Origin of the sequence: Pseudomonas zanjanensis (assembly GCF_014268745.2) — a bacterium.
In the GTDB taxonomy this organism is placed as follows: domain Bacteria; phylum Pseudomonadota; class Gammaproteobacteria; order Pseudomonadales; family Pseudomonadaceae; genus Aquipseudomonas; species Aquipseudomonas zanjanensis.
In genome coordinates, this window is sequence record NZ_JABWRB020000001.1 from 1389800 (window position 1) to 1404762 (window position 14963).

Sequence of the window (14963 nt, forward strand, 5' to 3'; positions counted from 1 at the left end):
TGAGCCCGGGGCGCCCTTTGTGGGCGCACCGTCGAAGGTACTGCCGACCATGAATTATCAGTTGAACTTTGCCGCCGTCTGGCGCGATTTCGACACCTTGCTGGCGGGGCTCGGCCTGGGGCTTTCCCTGGCGCTGGTGTCGATCGCCATCGGTTGCGTGATCGGCCTGGCGATGGCGTTCGCGCTGCTCAGCAAGCATCGCGTGTTGCGGGTGCTGGCGTCGGTGTATGTCACGGTGATCCGCAATACGCCGATCCTGGTGCTGATCCTGTTGATCTACTTCGCCCTGCCAAGCCTGGGCATTCGCCTGGACAAGCTGCCGTCGTTCGTCATCACGCTCTCGCTGTACGCCGGGGCCTACCTGACCGAAGTGTTTCGCGGCGGGCTGTTGAGCATTCACAAGGGACAGCGTGAAGCGGGATTGGCCATCGGCCTGGGCGAGTGGCAGGTGAAGGCCTACGTCACCGTGCCGGTGATGCTGCGCAACGTATTGCCGGCCTTGTCGAACAACTTCATCTCGCTGTTCAAGGACACCTCCCTGGCGGCGGCGATTGCCGTGCCGGAGCTGACTTACTACGCCCGCAAGATCAACGTGGAGAGCTACCGGGTGATCGAAACCTGGCTGGTGACCACGGCCCTGTATGTCGCGGCCTGTTACCTCATTGCCATGCTGCTGCGGTATTTCGAGCAGCGCCTGGCGATCCGCCGTTAGGAGTCTGCCATGTACGAATCCCCCAGTTGGTTGCATGAGTTGTGGGTCGCCCGGGACACCCTGTGGGCCGGTTTCCTGACCAGCGTGCAGTGTTCGCTGTTGGCGATTGTGTTGGGCACCTTGATCGGTGTCGTCGTCGGGTTGGCGTTGACGTATGGCCGTGTCTGGATGCGTGCGCCGTTTCGTTTCTACGTCGACCTGATTCGCGGCACGCCGGTGTTCGTCCTGGTGCTGGCCTGCTTCTACATGGCCCCGGCCCTGGGCTGGCAGATCGGCGCGTTCCAGGCCGGCGTGCTGGGCTTGACGCTGTTCTGCGGCTCCCACGTGGCCGAGATCGTGCGCGGCGCCTTGCAGGCATTGCCCCGTGGGCAGATGGAAGCGAGCCAGGCCATCGGCCTGACGTTCTACCAGGCGCTGGGTTACGTGCTGTTGCCCCAGGCGTTGCGGCAGATCTTGCCGACCTGGGTCAATTCCTCCACGGAGATCGTCAAGGCCTCGACCTTGCTGTCGGTGATCGGCGTCGCCGAATTGCTGCTCAGCACCCAGCAGATCATCGCCCGGACCTTCATGACGTTGGAATTTTACCTGTTCGCCGGGTTTCTCTTTTTCATCATCAATTACGCCATTGAATTGCTCGGGCGGCACATTGAAAAGCGGGTGGCCTTGCCATGACTGACGTTTCGAAACTCTCCAGTACAAAGCTCTCAAACGCCCAACCGCTGCTGGACATTCGCGGCCTGCGCAAACAATACGGCCCGCTGGAAGTGCTCAAGGGCGTGGACCTGAGCATGCAGCGCGGCAATGTGGTCACGCTGATCGGCTCCAGCGGTTCGGGCAAGACCACATTGCTGCGTTGCGTGAACATGCTGGAAGAATTCCAGGGCGGCCGGATCGTGCTCGACGGCGAGTCCATCGGTTATGACGAGGTGGCTGGCAAGCGCGTGCGCCACCCCGAGAAAGTCATCGCCCGCCATCGGGCCATGACCGGCATGGCCTTCCAGCAGTTCAACCTGTTCCCGCATCTGACCGCGTTGCAGAACGTCACCCTGGGCCTGCTCAAGGTGAAAAAACTGCACAAGGACGAAGCGGTGGCCCTGGCCGAAAAATGGCTGGAGCGGGTCGGCCTGTTGGAGCGGCGCGACCACTTTCCCGGCCAGTTGTCCGGCGGCCAGCAGCAACGCGTGGCGATTGCCCGGGCGATTGCGATGAACCCCAGCCTGATGCTGTTCGACGAAGTCACTTCGGCCCTGGATCCGGAGCTGGTCGGTGAGGTGCTGAACGTGATCAAGGGCTTGGCCGAAGACGGCATGACCATGCTGCTGGTGACTCACGAAATGCGCTTCGCCTTCGAGGTCTCCGACAAGATCGTGTTCATGAACCAGGGCCGCATCGAAGAACAAGGGCCACCCAAGGAACTGTTCGAGCGGCCGCAATCGCCGCGTTTGGCGGAATTCCTCAAGAACACCCGTTTTTAATCCATTCAGCTATCAATCAATTCAACAAGGAGATACCCATGAGCATTACGCGTTACGGCACCGGCAGCACCGCAGGCGGCGGCCAGCCACGGCCCTTCGCCCGCGCCGTGGAGGCCGATGGCTGGCTGCACGTGTCCGGCCAGGTGCCGGCGGTGAACGGCGAGATCATTGTCGGCGGCATCGTCGAGCAGACCCACCAGACCATGAAGAACCTGGTCGCCATTCTCGAAGAGGCCGGCTACGGCCTGGAAGATGTGGTGCGCTGCGGCGTATGGCTGGAGGACCCGCGGGACTTCTGGAGTTTCAACAAAGTGTTCGGCGAATACTTCAACCCGGAACACGCCCCGGCCAGGGCCTGCGTGCAGGCGAGCATGATGGTCGATTGCAAGGTCGAGATCGATTGCATTGCCTACAAGAAAAAAGGCTGAACACGATATTCTGGAAAATTCGCTTCTGTGGCGAGGGAGCTTGCTCCCGCTCGGCTGCGCAGCAGTCGCGAGAAACTGGGCCTGCTGCGCAGGCCAGCGGGAGCAAGCTCCCTCGCCACAGTAAAGATACATGCGACTATGGGTGAAATTTCAGGAACCGAAAACATGACCGAAGACACCATCAAACGCCGGGCCCGGGGATTGGATCGGGCGTTCGATATCCTCGATTTTCTCAAGGAAATTGGCCAACCGCTGCGCCCGAACGATATTGCCAGCGGCATCGGCAGCCCCAAGTCCACGGTCTATGAACTGGTGGCGTCGCTGTTGGAGCGACGCATCCTCGAGCCGGTGGGCAAGGACGGTCACGTCTACCTGGGCCGCCAGTTGTATTTCCTCGGCCAGGCGCACTTGCGGCATTTCGACCTGAGCCGCGAGGCCGACCAGGCCTTGCAGGAGATCGTGCGCCAGACCCGGGAAACGGCGCAGATGTGCCTGCTCAACGGGCGCAAATACACCGTCGCGCTGATGAAAGAAGGCGAGCGGCATTTCCGCATCTCCTCGGACATCGGTGAAAACGCGCCGATCCCATGGACCGCGTCCGGGCGCCTGCTACTGGCGCATCTGAGCGACCAGCAGATCGTCGACCTGATCGACCCCGACGATTTCATCCTGCCGGACGGCGAGCGCCTGCCCCTGGAGCAATTTCTCAAGGAAATCCGCCAGGCCGGCCTCGATGGTTTTTTCTCCTTCGACAGCGTCGCCGATACCTTCACCCATTGCTTCGCCGCACCGGTCAAAGACCCCGGCGGCGTGGCCATCGCCACCCTGTGCATCGTCGCCCCACGGGCCGACGCCAAGAACAATTACGCCGACTACCGCCGGGTGCTGATCGAAAGCGCCAACAACCTGGCCCGTCGCATCAATGAATAGACAGCAACGGCACTAGCGGCCGTGCGCGAGGAGTTCGAACATGTCATCTGTCATCCTTAATGCCGGCGTCGAGAAGGGCGCTGCCACCGTCGGCGCCCACCTGCTGCGGGACGTCAGCCTGCCAGCGCTGGTGCTGCACCGCGCGGCCCTGGCGCACAACATCCGCTGGATGCAGGATTTCGTCACCCGCAGCGGTGCCGAACTGGCGCCCCACGGCAAGACCAGCATGACCCCCGCGTTGTTTCGCCGACAGTTGGAGGCCGGCGCCTGGGGCCTGACCCTCGCCACCGCCGTGCAGACCCGTGCCGCCTACGCCCATGGCGTGCGCCGAGTGTTGATGGCCAACCAATTGGTGGGCACGCCCAACATGGCGCTGATCGCCGATCTGCTCGCCGACCCGGCGTTCGAATTCCATTGCCTGGTGGATCATCCGGACAACGTCGCTGACCTGGGCGCTTACTTCGCTTCTCGCGGCGTGCGGCTCAATGTGATGATCGAGTACGGTGTGGTCGGTGGTCGGTGTGGCTGCCGGACCGAAGCCGAGGTGTTGGCCCTGGCCGAGGCGATCCGCAGTCAACCGGCGCTGGCGTTGACCGGTATCGAAGGCTACGAAGGGGTGATCCACGGCGACCACGCCATCAGCGGCATCCGCGCGTTCGCAGCCTCCTTGGTACGGCTGGCGGTGCAGTTACAGGACGGCGGTGCCTTTGCCATCGACAAACCAATCATCACCGCCTCGGGGTCGGCCTGGTACGACCTGATCGCCGAATCCTTCGAAGCCCAGAATGCCCACGGGCGGTTCCTCAGCGTGCTGCGACCCGGCAGCTACGTGGCCCATGACCATGGCATCTACAAAGAGGCCCAGTGCTGCGTGCTGGAGCGCCGCAGCGACCTGCACGAAGGCCTGCACCCGGCCCTGGAGGTCTGGGCCCATGTGCAATCGCTGCCGGAGCCGGGCTTCGCGGTGATCGCCCTGGGCAAGCGCGACGTCGCCTACGACGCCGGGTTACCGGTGCCGCTCAAGCGCTACACGCCCGGATCGGACGCGGTGGTGGGGGACGATGTCAGCGCTTGCAAGGTGACGGCGGTAATGGACCAGCATGCGTTCATGAGCGTGGCGTCGGGGGTTGAGCTGCGTGTGGGCGACATCATTTCGTTTGGGACTTCCCACCCGTGCCTGACGTTCGATAAGTGGCGAGTGGGATGCCTGGTGGATGAGCAACTGAGGGTGGTCGAGTCTATGGAGACTTGTTTCTGAGGCTTGAGACCGAGTCGCGCCCTTCGCGAGCAAGCCCGCTCCCACAGTTGGGCCGCTGTGAACGCAGGATTTGCGTTCACCAAAGATCCCCTGTGGGAGCGGGCTTGCTCGCGAAGACGGCCCGTAGAACACCACCGAACCATCAGGAACATCCATGAGCAACCCCACACCCCGCATCGCCCTGATCGGCGAATGCATGATCGAACTGCAACAACGCGCCGACGGCAGCTTGCTGCAAAGCTTCGGCGGCGACACCCTGAACACCGCCGTGTACCTGTCCCGCGCCTTGGGCGACAGGGGGGCGGTGGATTACGTCACCGCCCTGGGCGACGACAGTTTCAGCGATGCCATGTGTGAGCGCTGGGCCGAAGAAAACATCGGGTTGCAAAGGGTTCAACGCTTGCCTGGACGCCTGCCGGGTCTGTATTGCATCCAGACCGATGCGGCGGGCGAGCGGCGATTCCTCTACTGGCGCAACGAAGCGGCGGTGCGCGAGTGTTTTACCACCCCGGCCGCCGCCCCGATCCTGGCCGCATTGCCGGATTACGATGTGCTGTATTTCAGCGGCGTCACCCTGGCGGTGCTCGGGGAGCAGGGGCGGCGCAAACTCATTGAGGCCCTGATCGAGGCACGGCGCCGCGGCGCCCAGGTGGTGTTCGATAACAACTACCGACCACGGCTCTGGGCCTCGGTCGAGGCGGCGCGCCTGGCGTATCGCAGCGTACTGCCTTACGTGGAGCTGGCGCTGTTGACCGTGGATGACGAACAGGCGCTGTTCGGCCATGTCGATGACGAGGCGGTATTCGCTGCGTATGCGCAATTGGGCACGCCGGAAGTGGTGCTCAAGCGCGGTGCGGAGGCCTGTTTGATTCGTTGCGATGGGCAATCTTATGAAGTGCCTGCCGTGCGGGTAGAGCGTGTTGTCGACACCACGGCGGCGGGAGATTCCTTCAGCGCCGCCTACCTGGCGAACCGCTTGCTGGGCGGCAGCCCGGTGGAAGCGGCCGAGGCGGGGCATCGGTTGGCGAGCCGGGTGATCCAGGTGCCGGGGGCGTTGATTCCCAAGGACTGACATCTCCTTGGAATCAGGTTATGCCTTTGTGGCGAGGGAGCTTGCTCCCGCTCGGCTGCGCAGCAGTCGCAAAAACGGGCCTGCTGCGCAGGCCAGCGGGAGCAAGCTCCCTCGCCACAAAGGCCGGTTCGCAGCCCTGAATCACTTTAATCCCGGTAGAACACCTGCACCAGGTGATACCCGAACTTGCTCTTGATCGGCCCGTGCACCACCCGCAGTGGCTTCTTGAAAATCACCGCATCGATCACCCCGACCATCTGCCCCGGACGTACTTCGCCCAGGTCACCGCCGCGCTTGCCCGAGGGACAGGTGGAGTATTTCTTGGCCAGCACATCGAAAGCTTCGCCCTTGGCGATGCGTTGCTTGAGCTGTTCGGCTTCTTCGGCGGTTTTCACCAGGATATGGCGGGCTTGGGCTTTCATTGCAGCGGTGACCTGAAGGGTGCGACGGGGCGGCGATTATGCCTCAAGTCAGCCGCCATGGTTGATCATCGTCCGAATCTTGTTGGCCAACAGATCGAGGGTGAAGGGCTTGGCGACCATGTCCATGCCCTGTTCGAGGAACCCTTGGCGTTCGGCGGCTTTCTGCGCGTAGCCGGTCATGAACAGCACTTTTAGCCCCGGGCGGTGCTGGCGGGCGATTTCCGCCAGTTGCCGGCCATTCATGCCCGGCAGCCCGACGTCGGTCACCAACAGGTCGATGCGTTGCTCCGATTCCAGCAGGGGCAGTGCCATCATGGCGTCCTGGGCCTCGAGTGCGGTGTAGCCCAAGGTCTTCAACAGGTCGAGCACCAGCATGCGCACGGCGGGTTCGTCTTCCACCAGCAGTACGGTTTCCCCAGCGATGGCCGGTGGTGCCTCGACCGCCTCCGGCGTGGCGGGTTGTTGGGTCGGCGCAACGTGCAGGCGCGGCAGGTACAGCTGCACTCGCGTGCCTTGGCCCGGCACGCTGTCCAGGTTGAGGTGACCACCGGACTGTTGGGCAAACCCGTAGATCATCGACAAGCCCAGTCCGGTGCCCTGGCCGATGGGCTTGGTGGTGAAGAACGGGTCGAAGGCCTTGGCCAGCACGGCGGGGGTCATGCCGCTGCCGTTGTCGCTGACGGCGATCATCACGTAGTCGCCGGCCTTGACCGGTTCCAGGGTGTTGATGTCCGTGCCGTCGAGGTAGACGTTGGCGGTTTCGACGATCAATTCGCCGCCCTCGGGCATCGCATCGCGGGCGTTGATCACCAGGTTGAGCAGGGCGTTTTCCAACTGGCTGGCGTCGGTGCTGACCGGCCACAGCTCATTGGCCAGTTGCAGGCGCAGCACGATGTGATCGCCGGTGGTCCGGCTCAGCAGGTCTTCGAGCGAGCGCACCAGCTCGTTGGCGTCCAGCGGCTTGCGGTCCAGGGATTGGCGACGGGAAAACGCCAGCAACCGATGGGTCAGGGCCGCGGCGCGGTTGGCCGAGGACACCGCCGCTTCGCTGAAGCGGCCGATCTCGGCGGCACGGCCAGCGGCGATGTAGCGTTGCATCAGGTCGAGGCTGCCGAGAATGCCGGTCAGCATGTTGTTGAAGTCATGGGCAATGCCGCCAGTGAGCTGGCCCACGGCTTCCATTTTCTGCGCATGGCGCAAGGCTTCTTCGGCGCGCTCGCGTTCGAACATCTCGCTCTGCAGCCGGTGGTTGGCCTCGGCCAGTTGCTGGGTTCGAGCGATGACCCGTTCCTCCAGCGTTTCGTTGAGGTTGCGCAGGGCTTCCTCGGTTTTCCGACTCTCGGTTTCGTCGATCACAAAGATGTAGAAGCCGTTCACCGCACCATCCGCGCCGTGGCGCGGCAGGTAGTTGATCAAGGAATGGCGCGGGCGACCGTCGCGATGATCCGACTGCACGGCAAAGCTGCACGGCTTGCCGGCCAGGGCGTCGGCAATCTGTTGGGCGCGGGCGGCATAGGCCTCATCGCCGAGCACTTCGCGGATGGTCTTGCCGTAGAGCTCCTGCGGAGTCATGCCGTACCAGTCCAGGTAGGCGCTGTTGTTCAGCCGGAAACGCTCCTCGCGGTCCACGTAGCTGATGAGGATCGGCATGGCGTTGATGATCAGTTGCAGCTCGGTCTGGCTCTGGCGCAAGGCCTGCTCGGTGCGCTTGCGTTCGGTCAGGTCCAGGGCCGCGCCCAGGAAACGCTTGGGCCGGCCGTGGCGGTCCTTGTAGCAGCGGCCGCGCACATACACCCAGCGCAACTCATTATCGGGCTGCAGCAGCCGGTACTCCTCGGCGTATTCGGTGCCGTGGGTGATGCAGTGCTTGATGCTGCGGGCAACCATCGCCCGGTCTTCGGGATGCACGCCTTCAAGATAGGCGCTGATGGGCAATTGTCGCGACAGGTCCGGATCGACGCCATGCAACAGGGCGAAATGCGCGTCGGCAATAAAGCGGTCCTCGCTGATGTCCCAATCCCAGGTGCCCAGCGCGTCGGCGGCGGCCAGGGCCAGTTGCAGGCGCTCTTCGCTTTCGTGCTGGGCCTTGAGGCTGGCCTCGGAACGCCGCTCGAACTCCATGGCCAGGCGGCGTCGCTCGCTGGTCTCGATGGCGGTGACCAGAATGCCGGCGACACTGCCGCGTTCGTCACGCACCGGGCTGTAGGTCAGGTCCAGCCAGACATCGCAGAGACGGCCGGCGAAGGGCACGCGCCATCGCTGATCGCGGCAAGTGTGGGTCTGGCCTTGTAACACCCGCTGATAAATTCCTTCGGTCGTGCCTTTGAGTTCGGGCCAGGCTGCATGGGTTGGCTGGCCGAACGCCCGAGGGTGTTTGTCACCAGCCAGTCGGCCGAAGGCGTCGTTGTAGAGGTGGGACAGCTGCGCGCCCCACAGCAAGGCCATGGGCATGGGCGAATGGAGCACGATGTCCACGGCGGTGCGCAGGCTCTGCGGCCAGTCCCGGGCGGTGCCCAACGGGGTCTGGGCCCAGTCCACCTGGCTGACCAGGCGTTGTGTATCGCTGCTGGCGGTTGTCGCGTTCATCACGCGCTCCCTGCCTGTCGTGTCTGTACCACGGCGTCTACTATCCTTTGAGGAAGGTAAGTGCGAGTGGGGCTGAAAGATTTCATGTTCGGCTCAGCTTGTTTCATTGATGTCTCGCGGAAGTTTCAGTCCATGGAAATCGATCCGTTGTTGCGAATCCTGGCGAGCCAGAATGGTTCCGACCTTTACATGTCCACGGGTGCGCCGCCATGCGCGCGTTTCGAAGGGGTGCTCAAGCCCTTGGCTAACGAGGCCTTCAAGGTCGGCGACATTGCCCGTCTCGCCGAGTCTTTGATGGACGCCGAACAGCGCCTTGAGTTCGATCGGGAACTGGAAATGAACCTGGCGATCTCCCTGGCGGGCGTCGGGCGGTTCCGGGTCAATATCTTCAAGCAGCGCAACGACGTGTCCATGGTGATCCGCAACGTCAAGCTGGATATCCCGCGCTTCGAAGACCTGAAACTGCCCCGGGTGTTGTTGGACACCATCATGCAGAAACAGGGCTTGATGCTGTTCGTCGGTGCGACAGGCTCGGGCAAGTCGACCTCCCTCGCGGCGCTGATCGATTACCGCAATCGCAACAGCAGCGGTCACATCATCACCATCGAGGATCCGGTGGAGTACATCCATCGGCACAAGAAATCCATCATCAACCAACGGGAAGTCGGTGTCGACACCCGCAGTTTTCATGCCGCCCTGAAGAACACGTTGCGCCAGGCACCGGATGTTGTGCTGATCGGCGAGATCCGCGATCGGGAAACCATGGAGCATGCCCTGGCTTTCGCCGACACCGGGCACCTGGTGATTTCCACCTTGCATGCCCATAACGCCAACCAGGCCTTGGACCGGGTGATCAATTTCTTCCCGGAAGAACGCCGGCCGCAGTTGCTGCATGATCTGGGCAACAACCTCAAGGCTTTTGTTTCCCAGCGTCTGGTGCGCACCCGCACCGGCCAGCGGCGGGCGGCGGTGGAGGTGATGCTGGGTTCACCGACGGTGGCCGACCTGATCCGGCGCAACGAACTTGGTGAGCTCAAGGGGATCATGGAGAAGTCAGAGGAACTGGGCATGCAGACTTTTGACCAGGCGCTGTTCAACCTGGTAGTCGAAGGGGCCATCGATGAGGAAGAAGCGCTGAAAAATGCCGACTCGGCGAACAACCTGCGATTGCGTTTGAAGCTGCACAGCGAGTCGGGCGCGGCGGCGCCACCGGCCGATCCGTCGGCGGGTGAGTGGGGGTTGATGGATTGATCAGGTGATCGTGCACCGCGGGCAATCTCGCTTTTCTGATGCTCAGAGACTGACTATTCCAGGCAAACACTCACCTTGTGGCGAGGGAGCTTGCTCCCGCTCGGCGGCGCAGCCGTCGTAAAACGGCTTGCGCGGTCTATTGGAGTGATCGAGGCGACCCAATGGGGGCCGCTTCGCAGCCCAGCGGGAGCAAGCTCCCTCGCCACAGTGGCCCGCGTTTCACCGGAGATCCATTGTGGGAGCGAGCTTGCTCGCGATGAGGCCCTGACGGTCAGCTCGCCAGCTCAGGCCGACCGCGAAACTGCTCCAGCGCCCCGGGATTGGCCAAGGCATCGGTGTTCTTTACCGCCTCCCCATGCACCACGTTGCGCACCGCCAACTCCACTACCTTGCCGCTGATGGTCCGCGGAATATCAGTGACGGCGAGGATCTTCGCCGGCACATGCCGTGGTGTGGTGTTGGCCCGGATGACCTGGCGAATCCGTTGTTCCAAGGCCTCATCCAGCATCACGCCATCACGCAGGCGCACGAACAGGACCACCCGGACATCACCCTGCCATTGTTGGCCGATGGCGACGCTGTCCAGCACCTGCTCGACCTTTTCCACCTGCCGATAGATTTCCGCCGTGCCGATGCGCACACCGCCCGGGTTGAGCACGGCGTCGGAGCGCCCATGGATCAACAGGCCGCCGTGGGGCAGTTCCTCGGCGTAGTCACCCTGGGCCCATACCCCGGGGAACTGGGCGAAGTAGGACGCGCGAAGTTTTTCCTGCCGAGGGTCGTTCCACAAACCAATGGGCATCGCCGGGAAATGCCGGGTGCACACCAACTCACCTTTTTCACCGATGACCGGCGTGCCGGCCTCGTTCCAGACCTGCACGGCCATGCCCAGGCTCTTGCCCTGCATCTCGCCCCGGCGGACCGCTGACAGCGGGTTGCCGTTGACGAAGCACGACACAATGTCGGTGCCGCCGGACATCGAGGCCAGGCAGATGTCGGGCTTGAGGTCCCGGTACACGTAGTCGTAGCTATGGGGCGCCAGTGCCGAGCCGGTGGACAGGAGGGTTTTCAGGCTGTCCAAGCGGTGCGTCTGCCGTGGCTTGAGGCCCTCGCTTTCCAGGGTCGCGAGGAATTTGGGGCTGGTGCCGAACACGCTGATGCGCTGCTGATCGATCAGGTCCAGCAAGCGCGCGGGGCCGGGGTGGAACGGCGAACCATCGTAGAGCACCACTGCGCTGCCCACGGCGAGGGCCGACACCAGCCAGTTCCACATCATCCAGCCGCAGGTCGTGTAGTAGAACAACCGATCCTCGGGGCCGAGGTCGACGTGCAGGCCATGTTCCTTGACGTGTTGCAGCAGCACGCCGCCGGTGCCATGGACGATGCACTTCGGCACGCCGGTGGTGCCGCTGGAATACAGGATGTACAGCGGGTGGTCGAACGGGACGCTGACGAACTCCGGTTCGCCGCCGCTTTGGTAAAAGTCGTTCCACAACGCGACGGCAGCCGAGGTCTTGAAGTCTTCGACGTGGGCGTCAGGCTGGGCATAAGGCAGCACGATCAATTGCTGCAATGATGGCAATCGTTCAAGGATCTCGTTGATCTTGGGCCGTTGGTCGATGGTTTTCCCGGCATAGCGATAACCCGCGCACGTGATCAACACCTTGGGCTCGATCTGGCCGAAGCGGTCGATGACGCCCTGGGTGCCAAAATCCGGCGATGAGCACGACCAGATGGCGCCCAGGCTGGTGCTGGCGAGCATTCCCACCAACGTCTGCCAGGTGTTGGGCATGCAGGCGGCGACCCTGTCGCCCCGGGTCACGCCGGCCGCTTGCAGGCTTTTTTGCAGGCCGGCGACCTGGGCCGCGAGTTCGGCCCAGGTCAGGTATTCCTCGTCGCCGTTTTCGGCCAGCGCTACCACGGCGAGGGCGTCATCGCGGCGGCGCAGCAGGTGTTCGGCGAAGTTCAGCGTGGCGCCCGGGAACCACTGGGCGCTGGGCATTTGCACGCCCTCCACCAGTATCGCGTTGGGGGCTTGGTGAAAGCGAATCTCGAAGAAATCGACGATGGCCTGCCAGAAGGCCTCGCGCTGGTCGATGCTCCAGGCGTGCAGGGCAGGGTAGTCGTTCAGTTGCAACTGATGCCGCGCGTTGGCGAACCGGCGAAAGGCGTCCATGCGCGACTGGGCGATGCGTTCGGGACTGGGTTGCCAGAGGATGTCGGACATGGGGTGCCTCTTGTTTTTTCGGGCTTATAAACATTGCAGCACAAGGCGCACTTTGTGGCGAGGGAGCAAGCGGTGAAACGGTGCTTCCTGTAGCCAGGTTGCTTCTGTGGCGAGGGAGCTTGCTCCCGCTGGGCTGCGAAGCAGACCCAATAGGCGGCCGCTGCGCAGCCGAGCGGGAGCAAGCTCCCTCGCCACAAAGAGCGCTTTCACCACACAAGGTTGCGTATCTATTGAGCCAACCACCCACCATCGATATTCCACGCCGCGCCCCGCACCTGGCTGCCGGCTTCACTGCACAGGAACAACACCAGTTCCCCCAGTTGCGGCGGGGTGACGAATTCCAGGGACGGCTGTTTCTCGGCCAGCAGGTCATGCTGTGCCTGTTGCGGGTCGACGCCCGAGGCAATGCGATCATCGATCTGTTTTTGCACCAGCGGCGTCAGCACCCAGCCCGGGCAAATGGCGTTGCAGGTCACGTTGCTGGTGGCGGTTTCCAGGCCGACCACCTTGGTCAGGCCGATCACCCCGTGCTTGGCCGCGACATACGCCGCCTTGCCCACCGAACCGACCTGGCCATGTACCGAAGCGATATTGACGATCCGTCCCCAGCCCTTGGCCCGCATGCCCGGCAGGCTCAGGCGGGTGGCGTGGAACACCGAGGACAGGTTGATGGCGATGATCGAATCCCAGCGCTCCACGGGGAAATCCTCCACGGCGGCCACGTGCTGGATCCCGGCGTTGTTCACCAGGATGTCGACGCCACCGAACTCACGCTCGGCGTAGGCGAGCATGTCGGCGATCTGTGCCGGGTCGCTGACGTCGGCCGGGTGATGGCCGACCTTGCCGCCGAACTGTTTCACCTCGGCGATCACCGTCGAGGCATCGCCGAAGCCGTTGAGGATCAGGTTGGCGCCGGCCTTGGCCAGGCTCAGGGCGATGCCCAGGCCGATGCCGCTGGTGGAGCCGGTGACCAGGGCGGTCTTGCCCGAAAGAGGGGTTGTCATGGGGAACCTCACACAATGCCAGTGGCGTAGAACACACCGATCACGAAGAACACCGCGAGGGTCTTGATCAGCGTAATGCAGAAAATGTCTTTATAGGCTTCGCGATGGGTCAGCCCGGTCACTGCCAGCAGGGTTATCACCGCGCCGTTGTGGGGCAGGGTGTCCATGCCGCCGCTGGCCATGGCGGCCACCCGGTGCAGCACTTCCAGAGGGATGTTGGCGGCGTGGGCGGCGCTGATGAAGGTCTCGGACATCGCCGCCAAGGCGATGCTCATGCCGCCCGAGGCGGAGCCGGTGATGCCCGCCAGCAGCGTGACGGTCACCGCTTCGTTGACCAATGGGTTGGGAATGCTCTTGAGCCAGTCGGCCAGTACCAGGAAGCCGGGCAAGGACGCGATGACGGCGCCGAAGCCGTATTCCGACGCGGTGTTCATCGCCGCCAGCAACGCACCGCCCACCGCGCTCTTGCTGCCTTCGGCCAGTTTGCTGCGAATGGCCCGGAAGCCGAACAGCAGGACCATGATAATGCCCACCAGCAACGCCGCCTGCACCGCCCAGATCGCGGTGAGCTTGGCGATGTCGCTGGTCACCGGGGCGCTCATGCCCGGCAGCGCCAGGCTGTGGGTCTTGCCATACCATTGGGGAATCCACTGGGTGAACAGCAGGTTCATGACCCCCACCGCCAGCAGCGGTGAAACGGCAATCCACGGGTTCGGCAGCTGGATGTCTTCGGCGGTTTCCGGCTCGTTGCGCAGCTCGGTGCCGTAGCCTTCGCCCTCGCGTTGGGCCTTGTTGCGCTGGCGTTGCAAGAACAGCATGCCAAGGCTGAACACGAAGATCGTACCGATCACGCCCAGCCACGGTGCGGCCCAGGCGGTGGTGTTGAAGAACGTGCTGGGGATGATGTTCTGGATCTGCGGCGTGCCGGGCAGGGCGTCCATGGTGAACGAGAACGCGCCGAGGGCGATGGTGGCCGGGATCAGCCGCTTGGGAATGTTGCTCTGGCGGAACATCTCGGCGGCGAACGGGTACACCGCGAACACCACGACGAACAGCGACACGCCGCCGTAGGTCAGCACGGCGCAGACCAGCACGATCACCAGCATGGCTTGGCGCGTCCCCAGCAAGCGAATCGCCGCGGCGACGATGGAACGGGAGAATCCCGACAATTCAATCAGCTTGCCGAACACCGCACCGAGTAGGAACACCGGGAAGTAGAGCTTGATGAAACCGACCATTTTCTCCATGAACACCCCGGTAAAGGCAGGGGCGACGGCGGACGGGTCGGTGAGCAGGACGGCACCGAGGGCGGCGATGGGGGCGAAGAGGATAACGCTGTAGCCACGGTAGGCGGCGACCATCAGCAGCGTGAGGGCTGCCAAGGCAATGATCACACTCATGGTGTGTCTCCTGGATTGTTATTGTTGTGGTGAAGCGGTGGCGGGGCTATAGCGAGTTTTGTGCCAGGTGTGTAACTGGCTGAAATATAAGGAGATTGTTTGATTTTGTGGAGGTGATCTGAAGATTTAGTCTCTGTTTTGAGATTTTCGGAGCTGTGCGGGCCTCATCGCGAGCAGGCTCGCTCCCACAGTTGACTG

Annotated in this window: 13 protein-coding genes; 8 read left to right on the top strand and 5 right to left on the bottom strand. The window is 63.1% G+C overall.

Features of this window, described 5'->3' with window-relative positions; translation table 11 throughout:
• The first annotated feature begins 49 nt into the window (after window positions 1–49).
• The 7 genes from HU715_RS06295 (at window position 50) to HU715_RS06325 (ending at window position 5875) form a co-directional block, all read left to right on the top strand.
• Complete coding sequence (locus HU715_RS06295; RefSeq protein WP_014338685.1) at window positions 50–712, top strand: amino acid ABC transporter permease; 663 nt, start codon at window positions 50–52, stop codon at window positions 710–712.
• 9 nt (window positions 713–721) lie between these two features.
• Window positions 722–1384 carry an amino acid ABC transporter permease gene (locus HU715_RS06300; RefSeq protein ID WP_186706689.1) on the top strand — a complete coding sequence of 221 codons (663 nt, stop codon included), beginning with the start codon at window positions 722–724 and terminating at the stop codon, window positions 1382–1384.
• Complete coding sequence (locus tag HU715_RS06305; RefSeq protein WP_186706690.1) at window positions 1381–2187, top strand: amino acid ABC transporter ATP-binding protein; 807 nt, start codon at window positions 1381–1383, stop codon at window positions 2185–2187. Before HU715_RS06300 ends, HU715_RS06305 begins: the two co-directional genes overlap by 4 nt.
• Before the next feature lie 38 nt (window positions 2188–2225).
• Window positions 2226–2615 carry a RidA family protein gene (locus tag HU715_RS06310; RefSeq protein WP_186706691.1) on the top strand — a complete coding sequence of 130 codons (390 nt, stop codon included), beginning with the start codon at window positions 2226–2228 and terminating at the stop codon, window positions 2613–2615.
• Between the two features lie 165 nt (window positions 2616–2780).
• Entirely contained in the window at window positions 2781–3545 is a 765-nt protein-coding gene (locus HU715_RS06315; RefSeq protein ID WP_058543922.1) for an IclR family transcriptional regulator, read from the top strand.
• A 40-nt stretch (window positions 3546–3585) separates the two neighbouring features.
• The gene (locus HU715_RS06320) at window positions 3586–4803 is read left to right on the top strand and encodes an amino acid deaminase (protein WP_186706692.1); all 1218 of its coding nucleotides are present in this window, start codon (window positions 3586–3588) and stop codon (window positions 4801–4803) included.
• 154 nt (window positions 4804–4957) lie between these two features.
• Window positions 4958–5875: a sugar kinase gene (locus HU715_RS06325; RefSeq protein WP_186706693.1), complete on the top strand. Its 918-nt coding sequence runs from the start codon at window positions 4958–4960 to the stop codon at window positions 5873–5875.
• A 146-nt stretch (window positions 5876–6021) separates the two neighbouring features.
• On the opposite strand, the gene HU715_RS06330 is transcribed toward HU715_RS06325, so the two are convergent.
• Both HU715_RS06330 and HU715_RS06335 read right to left on the bottom strand, forming a co-directional pair.
• Window positions 6022–6297 (bottom strand): peptidylprolyl isomerase, encoded by a 276-nt coding sequence (locus HU715_RS06330; protein ID WP_003182808.1) that lies wholly within the window; start codon window positions 6295–6297, stop codon window positions 6022–6024.
• Between the two features lie 48 nt (window positions 6298–6345).
• The gene (locus tag HU715_RS06335; protein ID WP_186706694.1) at window positions 6346–8883 is read right to left on the bottom strand and encodes a hybrid sensor histidine kinase/response regulator; all 2538 of its coding nucleotides are present in this window, start codon (window positions 8881–8883) and stop codon (window positions 6346–6348) included.
• Between the two features lie 132 nt (window positions 8884–9015).
• Here HU715_RS06335 and HU715_RS06340 point away from each other — a divergent pair, with 132 nt between their 5' ends.
• Window positions 9016–10134 (top strand): PilT/PilU family type 4a pilus ATPase, encoded by a 1119-nt coding sequence (locus HU715_RS06340; RefSeq protein WP_186706695.1) that lies wholly within the window; start codon window positions 9016–9018, stop codon window positions 10132–10134.
• Window positions 10135–10405: 271 nt separating this feature from the next.
• Here the strand turns inward: HU715_RS06340 and HU715_RS06345 are convergent, their stop codons facing one another.
• The 3 genes from HU715_RS06345 to HU715_RS06355 form a co-directional block, all read right to left on the bottom strand.
• Window positions 10406–12361: an acetoacetate--CoA ligase gene (locus HU715_RS06345; RefSeq protein WP_186706696.1), complete on the bottom strand. Its 1956-nt coding sequence runs from the start codon at window positions 12359–12361 to the stop codon at window positions 10406–10408.
• 227 nt (window positions 12362–12588) lie between these two features.
• Entirely contained in the window at window positions 12589–13365 is a 777-nt protein-coding gene (locus HU715_RS06350) for a 3-hydroxybutyrate dehydrogenase (protein ID WP_186706697.1), read from the bottom strand.
• A gap of 8 nt (window positions 13366–13373) precedes the next feature.
• Window positions 13374–14765, bottom strand: a complete 1392-nt coding sequence (locus tag HU715_RS06355; protein ID WP_186706698.1) for a GntP family permease — start codon at window positions 14763–14765, stop codon at window positions 13374–13376.
• Window positions 14766–14963: the final 198 nt, after the last annotated feature.

Excerpts from the sequence above, each read along its gene's own strand:
- HU715_RS06295 (WP_014338685.1), top strand. The coding sequence starts at position 50 with ATGAATTATCAGTTGAACTTTGCCGCCGTCTGGCGCGATTTCGACACC.
- HU715_RS06300 (WP_186706689.1), top strand. The coding sequence starts at position 722 with ATGTACGAATCCCCCAGTTGGTTGCATGAGTTGTGGGTCGCCCGGGAC.
- HU715_RS06305 (WP_186706690.1), top strand. The coding sequence starts at position 1,381 with ATGACTGACGTTTCGAAACTCTCCAGTACAAAGCTCTCAAACGCCCAA.
- HU715_RS06310 (WP_186706691.1), top strand. The coding sequence starts at position 2,226 with ATGAGCATTACGCGTTACGGCACCGGCAGCACCGCAGGCGGCGGCCAG.
- HU715_RS06315 (WP_058543922.1), top strand. The coding sequence starts at position 2,781 with ATGACCGAAGACACCATCAAACGCCGGGCCCGGGGATTGGATCGGGCG.
- HU715_RS06320 (WP_186706692.1), top strand. The coding sequence starts at position 3,586 with ATGTCATCTGTCATCCTTAATGCCGGCGTCGAGAAGGGCGCTGCCACC.
- HU715_RS06325 (WP_186706693.1), top strand. The coding sequence starts at position 4,958 with ATGAGCAACCCCACACCCCGCATCGCCCTGATCGGCGAATGCATGATC.
- HU715_RS06330 (WP_003182808.1), bottom strand. The coding sequence starts at position 6,297 with ATGAAAGCCCAAGCCCGCCATATCCTGGTGAAAACCGCCGAAGAAGCC.
- HU715_RS06335 (WP_186706694.1), bottom strand. The coding sequence starts at position 8,883 with ATGAACGCGACAACCGCCAGCAGCGATACACAACGCCTGGTCAGCCAG.
- HU715_RS06340 (WP_186706695.1), top strand. The coding sequence starts at position 9,016 with ATGGAAATCGATCCGTTGTTGCGAATCCTGGCGAGCCAGAATGGTTCC.
- HU715_RS06345 (WP_186706696.1), bottom strand. The coding sequence starts at position 12,361 with ATGTCCGACATCCTCTGGCAACCCAGTCCCGAACGCATCGCCCAGTCG.
- HU715_RS06350 (WP_186706697.1), bottom strand. The coding sequence starts at position 13,365 with ATGACAACCCCTCTTTCGGGCAAGACCGCCCTGGTCACCGGCTCCACC.
- HU715_RS06355 (WP_186706698.1), bottom strand. The coding sequence starts at position 14,765 with ATGAGTGTGATCATTGCCTTGGCAGCCCTCACGCTGCTGATGGTCGCC.